The sequence below is a fragment of the Nocardia sp. NPDC005978 genome (assembly GCF_040614455.1).
Taxonomy (GTDB): Bacteria; Actinomycetota; Actinomycetes; order Mycobacteriales; family Mycobacteriaceae; genus Nocardia.
The window spans coordinates 43,850-60,329 of sequence record NZ_JBEXUS010000017.1 but is presented as its reverse complement, the minus strand read 5'-3'; the positions used below and the strand labels follow the sequence as shown (position 1 = coordinate 60,329).

9 protein-coding genes are annotated in these 16,480 nt (G+C 68.7%); 6 read left to right on the top strand and 3 right to left on the bottom strand.

Annotated features, from left to right (window positions below):
- Position 1 precedes the first annotated feature (1 nt).
- A complete protein-coding gene (locus ABZ319_RS10530; protein ID WP_354986086.1) occupies positions 2-1,237 on the bottom strand; it encodes a hypothetical protein in 1,236 nt (411 codons plus the stop codon).
- 180 nt (positions 1,238-1,417) lie between these two features.
- On the opposite strand from ABZ319_RS10530, the gene ABZ319_RS10525 reads away from it, so the two are divergent.
- From ABZ319_RS10525 to ABZ319_RS10515, 3 genes are read left to right on the top strand one after another with little or no spacing between them, the layout of a single operon-like run.
- The gene (locus ABZ319_RS10525; protein WP_354986085.1) at positions 1,418-2,626 is read left to right on the top strand and encodes a hypothetical protein; all 1,209 of its coding nucleotides are present in this window, start codon (positions 1,418-1,420) and stop codon (positions 2,624-2,626) included.
- Positions 2,627-2,639: 13 nt separating this feature from the next.
- A complete protein-coding gene (locus ABZ319_RS10520) occupies positions 2,640-3,893 on the top strand; it encodes a hypothetical protein (RefSeq protein WP_354986084.1) in 1,254 nt (417 codons plus the stop codon).
- 9 nt (positions 3,894-3,902) lie between these two features.
- Positions 3,903-5,504, top strand: a complete 1,602-nt coding sequence (locus tag ABZ319_RS10515) for a serine/threonine-protein kinase (RefSeq protein WP_354986083.1) — start codon at positions 3,903-3,905, stop codon at positions 5,502-5,504.
- A gap of 173 nt (positions 5,505-5,677) precedes the next feature.
- Here the strand turns inward: ABZ319_RS10515 and eccE are convergent, their stop codons facing one another.
- Together eccE and eccA are read right to left on the bottom strand one after the other, a co-directional pair.
- A complete protein-coding gene (eccE, locus tag ABZ319_RS10510; protein WP_354986082.1) occupies positions 5,678-7,486 on the bottom strand; it encodes a type VII secretion protein EccE in 1,809 nt (602 codons plus the stop codon).
- A 17-nt stretch (positions 7,487-7,503) separates the two neighbouring features.
- Positions 7,504-9,339, bottom strand: a complete 1,836-nt coding sequence (gene eccA / locus ABZ319_RS10505) for a type VII secretion AAA-ATPase EccA (protein ID WP_354986081.1) — start codon at positions 9,337-9,339, stop codon at positions 7,504-7,506.
- A 98-nt stretch (positions 9,340-9,437) separates the two neighbouring features.
- On the opposite strand from eccA, the gene eccD reads away from it, so the two are divergent.
- The 3 genes from eccD to eccCa are packed head-to-tail and all read left to right on the top strand — an operon-like array spanning position 9,438 to position 16,479.
- Positions 9,438-10,970: a type VII secretion integral membrane protein EccD gene (gene eccD, locus ABZ319_RS10500; RefSeq protein ID WP_354986080.1), complete on the top strand. Its 1,533-nt coding sequence runs from the start codon at positions 9,438-9,440 to the stop codon at positions 10,968-10,970.
- The gene (mycP, locus tag ABZ319_RS10495) at positions 10,967-12,436 is read left to right on the top strand and encodes a type VII secretion-associated serine protease mycosin (RefSeq protein WP_354986079.1); all 1,470 of its coding nucleotides are present in this window, start codon (positions 10,967-10,969) and stop codon (positions 12,434-12,436) included. Before eccD ends, mycP begins: the two co-directional genes overlap by 4 nt.
- A 20-nt stretch (positions 12,437-12,456) precedes the next feature.
- A complete protein-coding gene (eccCa, locus tag ABZ319_RS10490) occupies positions 12,457-16,479 on the top strand; it encodes a type VII secretion protein EccCa (protein WP_354986078.1) in 4,023 nt (1,340 codons plus the stop codon).
- Position 16,480 lies beyond the last annotated feature (1 nt).

Genomic DNA, 16,480 nt, shown 5'->3' with positions numbered 1-16,480 from the left:
CCTACCTGTCGTTCGCCAGGATCGCGTACTGCGCGCTGACGCGCTGGTACGCGTCTTGCAGGTGGTATGACCACACCTGGGCCGCGTAGCGGCCGTGTGAGACGTAGCAGTTGTAGGGGAACTCATTGGTGGCCGGGCCGCGATACTTGAAGCAGAGGGCCGTGGGGAGACCCGGGGGCGGGTCTATCCGTTGCTGGAACTTGTTGGCGGAGAGGTCGGTGATGAAGGTTCGGGCGGATTGCGTGTCTCGGGTGCGGGTCAGCTCGCCGGCGCCGTAGCCGACGTAATCCGCGCCGGCACGGTCGAAGATCGCGGCGGTTTTCGTGTCGTCCACCCAGCGGTGCAGGGCGCCGTGGGTGGTCAGCGTGCCGTCGAAGGCCGCGGCGGTTTTGTCGCCGTTCGGGCGGAGGAGGGTCAGGCGCATCAGGCCCTGAGGATCGATCGGGAGGGAGGCGAGTTTGTCGGGCGGCGTCGGCTCGAACGTGCGCAGGCGGTCCGACAGCACGGTGACGGCCCTCTCGGCGAGGGCCACCAGGGATCCCTGGTCGGAGATCTTCAGCTGGTTTTTCACGTTGTCGCGGACCAGGGTGTTGATCACGTACTTTCCGGTGGCATACCAGGACGCCAGGACCTGGTAGTCGGGGATCCAGGTCAACTGTGCCGACGAATAGCGTTGGGGGACAGCGGGTTGAGCCTTGCTGTTGTCGTTGAAACCTTTGCGACCGAGCGCGATAGCGGCCGCAGCGGCCGCGTCGTCGCTGTCGAAGACCATGACGGCGGCCGTGATTCCGAACGCGATGTCGGTGTCCTCGTTGGATCGTGCGGAGGTGGAGAAGCCCGCTACCAGGCCCGCGGCGTTGGCGTCGAACTCGGTCTTGTCGAACCAGCCGAAAATCGAAGCGCTGTCGAACGAGTCCGCACCCGTGAACGGCCCGCCGCCGGTCGAGCCGTAGGTCAGCGCCGGGTCGATGTCCTGCGGCAGGGGCATGGCGTCGCCCAGGCGCAGCGCCTCCAGGTTCCTGGCCATCTTCGCCGGATCCTTGGCCGCCAGGACCTGCGGCTTCGTGTCATAGCTGCCGGTGTCGAGTTTGCTCAGGTCGATGTTCGGAACCGGCTCGCCCGCATCGGATTCCGAGCCGCAGCCGGTGACCGCCAGCACCGACACGGCCAGTGCGGCCGCGACCGTCGCGCGCAGCCGTCTCCCCGCCGACCTGCGCCGGACGTCGTTGTACCGCATGTGTGTATCCCCCACCGAACCGCCTACCCGGTCGCACGTCCCACCGGTGGGGCGAGTCTACTGGGTGGGCGCGGGCCCGCGTCCAGCGTACGGTGGCCGGCGACTTCTCTCGTCTTGCCGAAACCGGCGCGGTCGATATTCTCTAGAACCGTTGAGTTGATCAGCGGGGGAGCGAATTTCGTGCGTAGGGCATTGCGGGGTGGGCTGGTCGCGGCGTTGGTCGCGGGTGTGGTCACCGTCACAGCGTGTGGGTCGGATCCGGGTGGGGGGCCGCCGGATCCGGTGGTCGACCTCGGGGCGCTGGACGTGGGCGGATACCGGACCGAGCCGAAGGACTACGCGCCGAAAGACCATCGGTCCGTCGCGCGGATCTTCGAGGCCGAGCGGCTCGGGGCGATGGTTCCGGTGCCGTCGGAACTGGATGCCCGGTTGCGGTTCAATCGGGGCGGGGACATCCACGCGTTCCTGGAACCCGACGTCACCCACCCGAGCCCCATGTACACGTGGCTGAAGAAGGACGGATTCGCCCAGGACGCAGCGGGTTTCGTCGCGGGGTTCGCGAGCAGCGGGCGGTCCGAGTCCGACGAGCGCATCTCCTTCGCGCTGTCGGTCTCGGTGCTGCTCTTCGAATCCGAGCAGCAGGCCGCGGCAGCCGGAACGGCGCTGGCCGCGCGCGGGTGGCAGGCCGAGGCGAGCAAGGTGGTGGCGCTGAGTTCGGCCCGGCATCCGCGGGCGGTGGTCTCGTGGCAGCCTGAGGCGCAGGTGCTCACATCCTGGTACGCGACGGGGAAGTTCGTCATCGTGGCCACGGCGGACAGCCGGGAGAACCGCACGCTGAAGATCTCCGATCAGGACCTGCTGTCCACGCTGGCCGACAACGGCACGGCGGCGGTCGCCGAGCGGGTTCGCTCGTTCGAGCCGACGCCGCCGGACCAACTGGACACCGTCCCGCTGGATCCCGAAGGACTGCTGCGGATTTCATTGCCGCGACCCGAAGGGGACGAGTTCCGAATGCTGCCCGGCGTCTACGAGCCGACCGCCTTCGTGCACCTGAGCGAGGACGCGGACAAGGCGCGGAAGCGACTGGAGGAGTTCGGCGTCGACCGGGTGAGCGTCAACGGCTCCTGGCTGTATCGGACGCGGGACGCGGCAGCCGCCGAGGGGATGCTGGCCGAGGAATCCGCGGGGAAATTCCGGGTGGCGGTGAGCCCGCCCGCCGGGCTGTCGAACGCGAAATGCACCAAATACCGCGGGCCGGAGGAGAGCACCTACCCGTTCTACTGCTACGTGCGCTTCGGCCGGTACATGGCCATGTCGTGGGGACTGCAACTACCCGATGTCCAGCAACGCATTTCGGCCCAGTACACGCTGCTCGCCCGGAACAAGTAGGGGAGCGATCCTGATGTCTGCGCGCAGAACACTGTCGAGACTGATTCCGGGGCTCCTGTCAGCGCTGCTGCTGACCGCCTGTGCCGGGGTGCCCGGCACGCCGGTGGCCGGTGAGATCGACGTCCGCACCATCGATGCCGGTTCCTATCCCACCGACCCGCTCGACTACCGCATGGTGTGGGAGCACTATCCCAACAAGACCGCGGACCTGGCCGCCATCCGGCTGGCCGGATACGTCCCCACCGGAACCGAGATCGATCCGGAGTTGCGGTTCCGGCGCAACGGGAGTCCGATCACCAACGTGTACGCGGGAGCGCAGTTCCTGCTGAAAGCCGATGTCCCGATCATCGAGCGCAACGGAATGCTGTTCGGGTTCACCATGTCCGCGGCGTCCACGCCGCGGCAGAACGGGGACGCGGCCGAGCAGATCGAGGTCAACGCGCTCGATTCGGCGGCACTGGAACCGAATTCGATCTCCGTGCATCTGACCGTGCTGCAGTTTCCGGACGGGAACGCCGCGGCCCGCGCGGTCGTGGAGATGGAAGCCGCCGACTTCGCCGTCGCGGCGGAGAACGTTCCGGTGACCCTGGACCGGTATCCGGACGCGAAATCGCACTGGCGGCCCGGTGTTCCGACCTTGGGCGCGCTGGCGGCCCACGGGAACTACCTGATCAACGTCTTCGTGAAGCGCCCCACCGCCGAACTCGGCGACCTGACCGCACTGGCGCAGAAGACGCTGGACGCACAGATCCCCCTGCTGGATCAGCTGCCCCCGCTCTCCTCGCGCGACGTCCTGCGTTTGGACTACGACCCGCAGGGCATGATGCGGCGAATTCTGCACCCCGACAAGTACGTGACGCCGTACTTCGGGCGGGAGGGCGTCTACACCCCGCGCGCCTACCTGCACACCACCGACGATCAGGAGCAGACGCGCCGGGTGCTGGAGAGCGCCGGGGTAGACGCGGTGGCCGAACTGAATTCGTTGCAGGACACCACTTTGATCCGGGCACGTGACAGCGACGCCGCCGCTGCGCTGCTGAACGACTTCAAGAGCAATCGCACCGACTCGGCCGACGCCCCGACCGGCGTTCCCGACACCTTCTGCCATCGCTACGTGCGGTACCCCACGATCCGCTCGCTGGACGAGTTCCACTGCTACGTGCGATACGACCGCTACGTCGGCATCGTCCAGGCCACCCAGCTCCCGGACGCGCAGCAGAAGGCAGCCGCCCAATACGCGCTGCTCGCCAAGAGCGCGTGGATGTAGGTGCCGGACATGACAATTCAACCCGGAGCGGTGCTGGGCGGATACCGCCTCGATCGCGTGCTCGGCGCGGGCGGCATGGGGACGGTGTATCTTGCCCGCCATCCGAGCCTGCCGCGGTGGGACGCGATCAAGGTGCTGGGCGCGGAGTACTCCGCCGACCCGGAGTATCGCTCCCGTTTCACGAGGGAAGCCGATCTCGCCGCTGCCCTGGATCATCCGAACGTGGTGGCCGTGCACACCCGCGGTGAGACCGACGGGCAGCTGTGGATCGCCATGCAGTACGTCGAGGGCACCGACGCCGCCGCCGCGCTCGAACACGATCCGGTGTCGATGACGCCCGCGCGGGCGCTGCGCATCGTGACCGAGGCCGGACGGGGCCTGGATCACGCGCACCGGCGCGGGCTGCTGCACCGGGACGTCAAACCCGCGAACTTCCTGCTCTCCAGTACCGACGGTGACGCGGAGCGGGTGCTGCTCACCGATTTCGGAGTCGCCAAGTCCACGGCGGACGCGGTCGAGATCACCCGGACCGGAAAGTTCGTCGCCACCATCGCCTACGCCTCACCCGAACAGCTCGAGGGGCACCGGCTCGACCACCACGCGGACGTCTACGGCCTGGCGTGTGCGTTCTTCAAGCTGGCGACGGGACGCAATCCCTTCCCGGGCACCCAGCCCGGGCCGGTCATGATGGCGCACCTGTTCGAGCCGCCGCCCCGGGTCACCGAGCTGCGGCCGGAACTGCCGGCGGCGGTGGACGAGGTGCTCGCGGTCGCCATGGCGAAGCATCCCGAAGGACGATTCCACAGCTGCCACGAATTCACTCGGGCTTTGGAAGCTGCCATGGTGCAGGGGGTTTCGCCGCTCGTGACTTCGACCGACAGGGGTTTCCACACGATCCCGGCGGGCACCACGCGGACAGGAAAGCCGGATCCGGCCACCGTGCCGTCGGCTTCCGGTGTGCCGCCGCGGAATGCCACTGCGACATCGCGATCCGAGGGTGCCAAACCGGATCGCCGCCGAAACCGTTGGATCGCAGCGGGTGCGGGAGCGGTAATCCTCGCCGCGGCGGCTGGAACGGGTGCGTGGGCGATTCGCGGCGACGACCCCGTCGCGGTCCCGCCCGGATCCACGACGACCGCGGCCGCCCCGCCGCACACCACCGCCGAAGCGCGGCAGCAGAATCCGGCGTTCGCGGGCAAGGTCATCGCCGCGGTGGACATCATCGGAGAGGGCGGCCGGGAAGGCGATGTGGATCTGCACCTGGAACCGAGCCCCCAGGCCGCCTTCCTCGAGGCCCTCGGCTTCACCTACAACCTGAACTGCCGGCGCACCGGCGACGAGCCCACCCCGCGCCCGGTGACCCGCGACAGCCAGAACCCGGCCGAGCTCTCGGACATCCGGTCCGGATACATCCTCGCCGTTCGCAGCGATGCCGCCGCGAAAGGCGGTGGCAGCCAAACGAATCTGCCCCTGAGCATCACCTTGCGCGAGGCGGCCGTCGTGGTCCTGGACGACCCGGCCGCCGTCGAGGCCTTCCGCCACTGGACCGACGCCTCCGAACAGATCCTGCTCGATAAACTCGTGCCGGCCCTGCGGCGCGGCGTCCGATAGCTCCGCGGTCCGGGCGGGCCGCACCGGGAGCTCGACCCGGTGCGTGAGGTTGCTCTGCCTCGGCCGACGAACCTCGGTCCGGCGGTCCGGCCGGGCCGCGCACTCGGGATGGCGGTGAACCCCGAATCAGCTCCGGACAGCCATCTTCGGGCGGCCCGCCGTGGCGTCCGCGATCAGTAGCGAGCCGGTTGCGCCGCCCCGATATAGCGCTGCTCCGCCGGCGTCGTCACCAACTGCGCCGTCGTCTTGGTCGCCGGGGTGTGCACCGTCACCGTGTGGGGTGCGTTGCGGTGCTGCATGATCGTCACGTCCGCGTCGGGCTGGTAGCCCGGGGGCACGCCCTGGTGCAGAGTCACCACGGTCGCCGAGCCCGGGGGAGCGGTGGCGGGTACGCCGTCGAAGACGATCACGGTCGCTGCCGGGTTCGGGGTGCGGGCGGTCATCGTGCTGTGGCGTGAGCTGTGGGTGACCGAGGACGCCAGCGAGAGCGCGTGGGACGCACCGACATTCGCGATCATGTGCTGCCACGCGCCGGGGCGGGCGGTGTGCACCACCGCGCCCGCGCCCAGGGCGATGGCGCGCAGGATGACCTGCTGGGCCAAGTGCAGGTCGGAGATGATGTCGATGCGGCGCGAGCCGTTGCCGATCAGGGGTACGGCCACGCCGCTGCCGGTGGCGTCCGCGCCGATGAGCTGGCCGCAGCCCGCGGTCGGGACCGCGATCTCGGACAGCGCCTCGATCGGGCCCTGGTAGCCGCTGGGCCGAATCTCCTGCGCGCCATAGGAAAGAATGTCGGCCAGGGCCCACAGCTGGCGGCGGGGGAGTTCGAGCAGGCCCGGGACCGGCGGCTCCTCGACCGGCTGCTGGGTGTCGTAGCGGACGCGGGCGTCCACCTCGATGGCCTCGAACCGCGCGTCGGCGTCGGCCGTCGGGCGCAGGCGCACGGTCACCGTGGTGGCCAGGCTGCGCACCGCCCAGATCTTGGCCAGGCCGTCTAGATTGAACAGCTGGGGATCGATCTGGAAGCTGGTCAGGTGAATGCCGTTGTACTCGAGCGAATCCGGGTGCTCGATGAACTCCTCCAGCGGAATGCCGCGGGTGAGTTCACGACTGGCCAGGGTCATCTCGGCGGTGGTGAGCACCGAGGCCGTGATGCCGCGGGCGGCAAGGCGATTGGCGACCCGGCGGGTGCCGATGATCGCCGAGCGCAGCGCGCCCTCGGGGCCGCCGCCGCGATTCTGCACCGCCTTGTTGTTGGTGAGCGGGTTCAGGCGCAGCACCAGCCACACCGTACGGTGCGCGATGGCCGGTAGCGGGCCGAGGATCTCGTCGTACAGGTGGCCCAGCGGCGCGATGCTCGACGCGTAGCCGGACAGCACCGCCTCGGTGCTCGCGGTGCGGGTGCCGTTGCTGATCACGTCGACCGAATCCAGCTCGACATCGTATTGCCGCAGGCAGGAGGCGATTTCGGCGAGCGGAAGCACCTGGTCGGTGCTGAGCGAGCCGCGCCGCAGCAGCGTCAGGGTGTCCGGCGGATTGTCGATGCGCAGCATCGTGGTGAGCAGCGTTCCGTCCCAGCGCAATCCGTAGCTGCCGCCCTCGGGCAGCGGCACGTCGAACTGGGTGCCCTCCTCGACGTCGCGGCGCGTGGCCTGCCGCCAGCGGAAGCCCGCCCAGCGGCCCAGGCGCAGGCCGATCGGGACGCCGCGGAAGGGGGACAGGAAGATCAGGGCGGGGATCCCCCCGGCCAGGGCCGCTGCCCACCAGGGGGCGTCGAGCATGACGGCGATGAGCGAGGTGAGCACGCCGAACAGCGCGACCGGAATCACCAGCCGCAGCGGCAGCATGCGGAACAGCCACATCTCGTCCGACCGCAGTTCGGCGGGCGGGCGCTGCGGCGCGGGCGGCGGTTCCGCTGGCGCCTGCGGCGCCGGACGTTCTTCTGTAGCGACCCCGGATCCCCGGTTCGGGACGTCGTTCACAAGTGTTCCCCCTAGCTCTAACTCACTGCCGACGCCAAGCCTAGCGAGGTGAGCATGGTGGCCAAGGCCGCCTTCATATCCGGGGCTTCGATTCGCATGAGCACCGCCTCGTCGACCGCGCTCAGATCGATGGATTCGTCGTTGGCCAGTCGGAATTCGCGCTCTTCCTCGGCCGCCTCGATGAGATTTCGAATGAAGCGGCCGTTGCCGGCCACGTCGACGCCCCGGCGCGGCTGCCCGCTCTGATCGGTGCTCTCGAGGTCGTAGAGCCGGCGGCAGGTCTGCACCAGCTGGCCCAGCGCCTCGTCCGTGAGCTCGGAATCGCGCTTGTTCGAGATGACCCGGCCGATGTCGCCCAGCTCCTCGGCGGAGTAGGACGGGAACTGCAGGCGCTTGGCGAAGCGCGAGGACAGACCGTCGTTCGCCGCCAGGAAGCGGTCGATCTCGCCGTCGTATCCGGCGATGATCACCACCAGGCGGTCGCGGTCGTTCTCCATGCGTGCCAGTAGCGTGTCCACCGCCTCGCGGCCGAACGCGTCGCCGCCGGAAAGACCCTGCTGGATCAGGGTGTACGCCTCGTCGATGAACAGCACGCCGTCCATGGCCGAGTCGATCAGCTTCTCGGTCTTGATGGCGGTCGAACCCAGGTGCTGGCCGACGAAGTCCGAGCGCTTGGACTCGATCACCTTGTCGGTCTTGAGGATTCCCAGTCCGCAGTAGATCTTGGCGACCACGCGGGCGATGGTGGTCTTACCGGTTCCGGGCGGGCCGGTGAAGGCCAGGTGCTGGCCGCGCGCGGAGCTCGACAGGCCCTTCTCGGCGCGGATCTTCGCCAGCTGCGCGCTCGACTGCAGCTTGGCCACCTGGGTTTTCACCGCGGTGAGACCGATCTGCTTGTCGAGTTCGGCGCGCGCCTCGGCGAGCACGCGCTTGGCGCGGTCCTCGTGTTCGGCCTGCTGCTTCTCCGCCAGCGACGGCGCCGATGCCGGATCCCACTTGTCGGTGCGGGCGTCGATCACCTCCTGGGAGGTGATGGTGATGCGGTAGGTGCGGTCGCGCATCGCCGCGGCGTTGGCCTCGAAATCCGGGGCCTGGGAGTAGACCTTCTCGAACAGCGACTGCGCCTCGTCGGCATTGCCGCTCTCGCGCAGGCTCAGGCCGCGGCAGAACATGGCGGCGGTGCGCGCGGCCGGAATCGGGCCCGCTTCGGCCTTTTCCATGCGGCGGATCGCCTCGGCGAACAGGCCCAGCTGCGCACAGGCTGTGCCGACCATCACATGCGCGCCGGCCGCGAGGTACGGATCCTCCCATTCGGCCGAACCGGCCAGAATGGTCATGACGTCGGGCCAGCGCTGGGTGTTGTAGTGCAGAATGCCGCGAATGTAGCTGGTGATTCGCCCGTCTACCGCGTAGTCCGGATCCGAGTTGCGCCCGCGGCGGTAGGCCTCGAGCTCGTCGAGCACGCGCTCGGCCTCGTCGAACTGCTTGTCGGTGATCAACTGTGCGGCGTACGCCAGGTGGATTTCGGTGTAGCTGGCGAGGGGATAGTCGATGTAGAGCCCGGGCAGGAATCGTCCGGCCAGCACCCTTGACGGGAGGCCGAGACGGCGCTGTTCCCGGGACAGGGTCTCGGAGCTGGTCTTGTACAGGTTGTACAGAACGTCCTTGGTCACCTCACCGGCGACGGCCCGGCCGAGCCAGGCGTCGCACATGGTGGGATCCCACTCGGTCGCGCGCTGGAACGCCAGCTTCGCGTACTCGAGGTCCCGATTCGATTCCTGTCCGTCGATGCTCAACCCCAGTGACAGCACCCCGGCATCGAAGGCGCGCTGGGCCTGGCGAGTGTCGATCATGCTAGTCGAACCCCGAATTCGTTGAACCTGGTTGGGCTTTCGTTCACATTCCCCAGCCACACGTGCTCTTCGCACAGTTGCGGACAGTCGGATACATTATGGTTAACCGCCCTGGGCGGGCAACTGTTGAGACGTTAGGGGCAGTTCAGCAAGTGACAACAGCACCTTCGATCGGCGGCCTGGGAGCCGCCGAACCCGAATTGTGCCGAGTGTCCGTCATCGGGGGGAATACCCAGCTCGACGTCGGGCTGCCGGCAAACACGCCAATCGCAGCATTCATCGACGATCTCGTGAAATTGATCGAATCCCGCAACCCGGAGCCACTGGGTAGCGAAGACGGGGGGACACCGCTTCAGCCGCAGCACTGGACGCTGGCCAAACTCGGGCGCGACATGATCGCGCCGAGCCAGACGCTCAACGACGCCGAGATCTTCGACGGCGAGCTGCTCGTACTGCGCGCGGTCGCCGCGAAGGAAGCGCCCGCGCTCTTCGACGACGTGATCGACGCCGTATCCCGGCTCACCGCAGAGGAATTCCGGGGCTGGTCGGCGGGCTCGGCCCGCTGGACCGGACTGGCCGCGGCGATCTTCGCCACACTGTTCGCGCTGGTGCTCGGCGCGTTCGCGCGCGGTGCGGGCGACGCGTTCGTGGCCGCGGCCATGTTCATGGGCGGGGCGATCGCGGCACTGGTGGCCGCGGTCATCACCGAGCGCAAGTATCAGGACGAGCTCACCGCCACCGTGCTCACCCTGCTCATGCTGCTGCTGACCTTCGGCGGCGGCGCGCTCATGGTGCCCGGCGACCTGGGCAGTCCGAACGCGCTGCTGGGGGCCACGGCCACGCTGCTCATGGCGATCGTCGGATACCGGCTGATCCGCGTGGGCGCGGCCGTCGTCGCGGCGGGGGTGACGCTCTCGATACTGATCGGCGGCGCGGCCGCGGTCCGTATCGCCTGGGATGTGGGCCTGGCCCAACTCGGCGGCGGCGCACTGGTCGTCGCGCTCATCGTGCTCTCCTCCGTGCCGCGACTGGCCGCCACCCTGGCCCGGCTGCCCGTGCCGCCGGTGCCCACCGCGGGCGCGGCCATCGACCCGGCCGACCACGAACCACGGCCCACGATCGAGGGCATCGGCGCCATCGGCGCGACCGTGCTGCCCTCGGCCCACGGGCTCGGCATTCGCGCGCGCACCGCCAACCAGTTCCAGACCGGCATGGTGGTCGGCAGCACCCTGGGTGCGGTCGTCGGCGCGCTGCTGGCCGCGGATCCGCTGGGATCGCCGCGCTGGCAGGGCATCACGCTCGCCGTCGTGGTCGCCATCATCCTGTGCCTGCGGGGTCGGTCCTTCGCGGACCTCACCCAGGCCTGCGTGCTCATCGTCGGGGGCATGAGCACCTTCGCGGGCCTGCTGGTGCTGCTGGCGCTCAGTGACAATCACAAGCTGTTGCTCTCGGCCGGATTGCTGCTCATCTTCGCGGTGTGCGCCATCGGGTTCGGGGTCATCGGCCCGCACATCGAGGTGACCCCGGTGCAGCGGCGCTTCAACGAGATCTTCGAATACGGCCTGATCGTATCGATCATCCCGCTGGTGCTCTGGCTCACGGGCGTCTACTCGATGGCGCGGAACATATGAGCGGGCGATTCACGAACTGGGCCCGAGTGGTCTGCGCCACAGCCGTTCTCGGCGCCGCCCTGATGGGACCGGCGGCCGGGGCCGGCGCACGGCCGATGGCGACGGTGTCGCCGCCGGTCGCCGATCTCGGGTTGCTCGGTGAGGCACAGGGTTTGAGCGGCAAGCCCGCTCCGCTGGTGACCACCGAGAAGCACGGCATCTGCATCGAGGGCACGGTCGGCACCGCGGTGGACACCGGCGACGGCCGAAAGGTCAAGCCGGACGGCATCGTTCCGCGCGACGAGCCGGTCTCGCAGAAGGTGCTCAACCTGCCGGCGGCGTGGAAGTTCGCCACCGGCAAGGGACAGAAGGTCGCGGTCATCGACTCCGGGGTGAACCGGCATCCGCGGTTGCCCGCGCTGCAGGCGGGCGGGGACTACGTGTCCGCCGACTCCGACGGCACCTGGGATTGCGACGGGCACGGAACGCTGGTGGCCGGGATCATCGCCGCCCGGCCCAGTGGTGACGACGCCTTCGTCGGCGTCGCGCCGGACGCCGAGATCCTCTCGATTCGGCAGTACAGCATCGCCTATCGGGAGAAGGACAAGAAGGGCGACGCTGCCCCCGGCAGCATCACCGACAGCGGGTACGGCAGCACGCTGACCATGGCCGCGGCCGTGGTGCGCGCGGTCGACATGGGCGCGACGGTCATCAACATCTCCGAGGTCGCCTGTTCCGGCGCGTCCGGCGACAGCGCCGACGGATCGCTCGGCGCCGCGGTGCGCTACGCCTACGAACGCAACGTGGTCGTGGTCGTGGCGGCGGGCAATACGTCCAACAAGGGTTGCGGCACACAGAATCCGGGCAACGGCGGCTGGGGGCAGGTGAGCACCGTGGCCACCCCCGCGTGGTTCACCCCGTACGTGCTCAGCGTCGGATCGGTGCAGGACACCGGCGGGCCCTCCAGCTTCAGCCTCTACGGGCCGTGGGTCGGGGTCGCCGCCGTCGGCACCAATATCGTCTCGCTCGACAACAAGCCGGGCGGCACCGGGCTGATCAACGGACTGCCCGGGGACAAGGGCGGATTCGTGCCGATCAACGGCACCAGCTTCGCCGCGCCCTACGTGGCCGGGCTCGCCGCGCTCATTCGCGAGCAGCATCCCGAATACACCGCGCAGCAGGTCATGGACCGCATCACCCGCACCGCGCACGGTCCCGGCACCGGCCGGGACGATCGCATGGGCTACGGGCTCATCGATCCGCTCGCCGCGCTGACCGCGAAACTGCCCGCACAGCACGTGAGTACGGGCGCCGATCAGGCCTTCATCTTCCCGGAGCCGCAGGCGCCGGAGGGACCCGCGCGGTTCCCCCGTCTCGTGGCCGTCATCGGGTCCATCGTCTGCCTCGCCGCGCTGGGAATCGGTCTCGCCATCTCGATTCCGTTCCGCCGCGCGCACCGCGACGACGAGCTGCCCGACCTCGATTAGCAAGGACCGGAGAAACATCCATGGCTACCGAAGGATTCGTACGCAGGCCACGTATCGCCCCGCCCCGCGCACCCGGCGGTGAACTCGCGCTCACCGCGCCGCCGGAGATTCCGCGCGCGGTGCCCGCACCGCTGATCCAGAAGCTCATGCCGGTGATCATGATCATCGCGATGGTCGGCATGATCGCCATGATGGCGATGATGGGCCGGTCCATCCTGACCAACCCGTTCATGATGATGTTCCCGCTCATGATGGTCATGTCCATGGCCGGCATGTTCATGGGACAGCGCGGCAACAACAAGGGTTCGGCCGAGCTCAACGAGGATCGCAAGGACTACTTCCGCTACCTGGACCAGACCCGGCGCGAGGTGCGGCGCACCGCGCAGAAGCAGCTCGAGACGCTGGTGTGGAGTCATCCGGAACCGGCGGATCTGCCCTCGGTGGTCGGGACCAGGCGCATGTGGGAGCGCAGGCCCAACGATCCGGACTTCGGGCACGTGCGCGTCGGCATCGGAACCCACCGGCTCGCGGCCAAACTCGCCCGGCCCGAGACCGGGCCGCTCGAGGATCTCGAACCCGTCTCCACGGTGGCGCTGCGCCGGTTCGTGCGCACGCATTCGGTGGTGCACCATCTGCCCACAGCGGTGTCGCTGCGCGCCTTCCCGGCCATCAACGTCGAAGGGCCGGTGGAGGATTCGCGGGCGCTGGTGGCGTCGATGATCATGGAGCTGACCGCGTTCCACGGGCCCGACCACGTCGCGGTCGCCATCGTCTGCGCCGAGCCCGACGACCCGGCCTGGTCCTGGGCGAAATGGCTTCCGCACATTCAGCATTCGGCTCATCGAGACGGCATGGGCGCGGCCCGCATGATCTACCGTTCGCTCGGCGAGCTGGAGACCGCGCTCGCGGAGGATCTGCTCGAACGCGGGCGGTTCATGCGCAATCCGCAGCCCACCGCGGGCCGGCTGCACCTGGTCGTGGTGATCGACGACGGGTACGTGAACGGGACCGAAAGGCTCATCAGCGAATCCGGGCTGGACGCGGTGACGGTTATCGACCTCAGCTCCACCGACAACAGCCTGGCGGCGCGGCGCGGGCTGCAATTGGTTGCCGCCGACGGTGACGTGTTCGCCAAGAGCGCTTCCGGCACCGAGAAATTCGCCACCGCCGACATCGTGACGCGGGCGCAGACCGAATCGTTCTCGCGCAGTCTGGCGCGCTTCCGCATCGCCACCGCCGCGCAGATCGTGAGCCTGGGGGACAGCACCGGCGCGGCCGACCCGGGACTCATGGCGCTGCTGAAGATTCCGGACGCGGCGCAGATCGACGCGTCCAAGGTCTGGCGGCCGCGCGCGGGGCGCGAGCGGTTGCGGGTGCCGATCGGCACCACGCCCGACGGCACGCCCGTCGAGATCGACATCAAGGAATCGGCCGAGAACGGCATGGGCCCGCACGGGCTGTGCATTGGCGCGACCGGTTCGGGCAAGTCCGAATTCCTGCGCACCCTGGTGCTTTCCATGGTCGCGACGCACTCGCCCGATCAGCTTAACCTCGTGCTGGTCGACTTCAAGGGCGGCGCGACGTTCCTCGGACTGGATCCGCTGCCGCACGTCGCGGCGGTCATCACCAACCTCGAGGAAGAGCTCGATCTCGTCGACCGTATGCGGGACGCGCTGGCCGGTGAGATGAACCGGCGGCAGGAATTGCTGCGCACCGCGGGCAATTTCGCCAACGTCACCGACTACGAAAAGGCGCGTGCGGCGGGCGTGCCGCTGGATCCGCTGCCCGCGCTGTTCGTCGTCATCGACGAGTTCTCCGAATTGCTCTCGCAGAAACCGGATTTCGCGGATCTTTTCGTCATGATCGGCCGCCTCGGGCGGTCGCTGCACGTGCACCTGCTGCTCGCCTCGCAGCGGCTGGAGGAGAACAAGATGCGCGGACTCGACGCGCATCTGTCGTACCGGATCGGTCTGCGGACGTTCTCCGCCAACGAATCCCGTGCCGTGCTGGGTATCACCGACGCCTACCACCTGCCCGGTGTACCGGGTGCGGGCTATCTCAAGAGCGATGCCTCGGATCCGTTGCGGTTCAACGCGACCTACGTGTCCGGACCGTACGTCGCGCCGCGCGCCGCGCGTCAGGCCGACGGCACCGCGGTGGCCGAAGCGCCGCCGCGCGAATTCATCGCCGGGCCGGTGGAACAGCTGGCGCTGCCCGCGCCCGATCCGAGCCTGGATCCGCTGGACCTGCTGCCCCCGCCGCCCGCCGCCGACGAAGGCATCCCGGACAGCCTGCTGCAGGTGGTCGTCAAGCGACTGACCGGGCACGGGCGGCCCGCCCACGAGGTGTGGTTGCCGCCGCTCGAGGAATCGCCGACCGTGGACATGCTGCTGCCCGACCCGGATTGGCGCTCGCCCGTCAACCGGCACGGACAGCTGTGGATGCCCATCGGCATCATCGACAAGCCGTACGAGCAGCGGCGCGACGTGCTGCAGATCAATCTCGCGGGCGCACAGGGCAATATCGCCGTCGTCGGTGGTCCGCAGGCGGGTAAGTCCACCACGCTGCGCACCATCATCATGGCGGCCGCGGCGACGCATACGCCCGAACAGGTGCAGTTCTACTGCCTCGACTTCGGTGGCGGCAGCATGGCCGGTCTGTCGGGGATGCCGCACGTCGGGTCCGTCGCCAACAAGCTGGACGTGGATCGGGTGCGGCGTACGATCGCCGAGCTCACCACGCTGCTGCATCAGCGCGAGGAGCGTTTCGCGCAGCTCGGCATCGAGTCCATGGCCGAGTATCGGCGGCGCAAGCACGCGGCGCTGGCTCAAGGGGCGCACGACGATCCGCTGCTGACGGACAAGTACGGCGACGTGTTCCTGGTCGTCGACGGCTGGGCGGTGCTGCGCGAGGAGTTCGACACCCTCGAGTCCGCGGTGACCCAGCTCGGTGCGCAGGGTCTGTCGTACGGCATCCACGTCATTCTCGGCACCTCGCGCTGGGCCGAGATCCGGCCGGCCATCAAGGATCAGATCGGTACCCGTATCGAACTGCGCCTGGGTGATCCGTCCGACTCGGAGATGGGCCGGCGCATCGCGGTGAACGTGCCGCTGAACCGGCCGGGCCGCGGTCTGACCGCCGAGCAGCTGCACATGCTGATCGCGCTGCCGCGCTTGGACTCCGACACCGGCGCCCAGAACCTCGGCGAGGGCGTGGCCGCGGCCAAGGCGCAGATGCAGGCCATGTACGGCGAGCGGCGGGCGCCCGAGGTGCGCATGCTGCCGCAGAACATCCACCGCGAGCAGGTACTCGAGATCGCGCGGGCACATCGCGTGCAGCAGGGGCCGACCAAGATCGTGGTCGGGCTCGGCGAGGCCGAATTGGCCCCGCTGGTCCTGGATTTCGGCACCGATCCGCACCTAATGGCCTTCGCCGACGTGGAGTCGGGCAAGACCACCCTGCTGCGCAACATCATTCACGGCATCGCCGAGAGCTCGGACGCCACCCAGGCCCGGGTCATCCTCATCGACTACCGCCGCACGCTGCTCGGTGCGCTGGAAGGCGATCAGCTGGCCGGGTACTCGACGTCGTCGCAGACCTCCGGGCCGATGATCCAGGAGGTGGTGAACTACCTCTCCAAGCGGATCCCCGGCTCCGACATCACCCCCCAGCAGCTGCGCGAGCGCAGTTGGTGGACCGGGCCGGAGATCTACATCGTGATCGACGACTACGACATGGTGGCGACCGGCGGTCTGACCAATCCCCTTGCACCCCTTGTCGAATACCTGCCCCAGGCCCGCGACATCGGTATGCACGTGATCATCACGCGCCGGATGGGCGGCGTGTCCCGCGCCCTCTACGACGGCGTTCTCGGCGCGATGAAGAACATGTCCGTCGACGCGCTGCTGATGAGCGGCCCCCGCGACGAGGGCAAACTGATCGGCGACGTCCGCCCGTCGAAGCTCCCCCCGGGCCGCGGGATCCTGGTGTCCCGCTCGCGCGGGCAGGAGATGGTCCAGATCGCCGAACTGCCGGGGTTGTAGG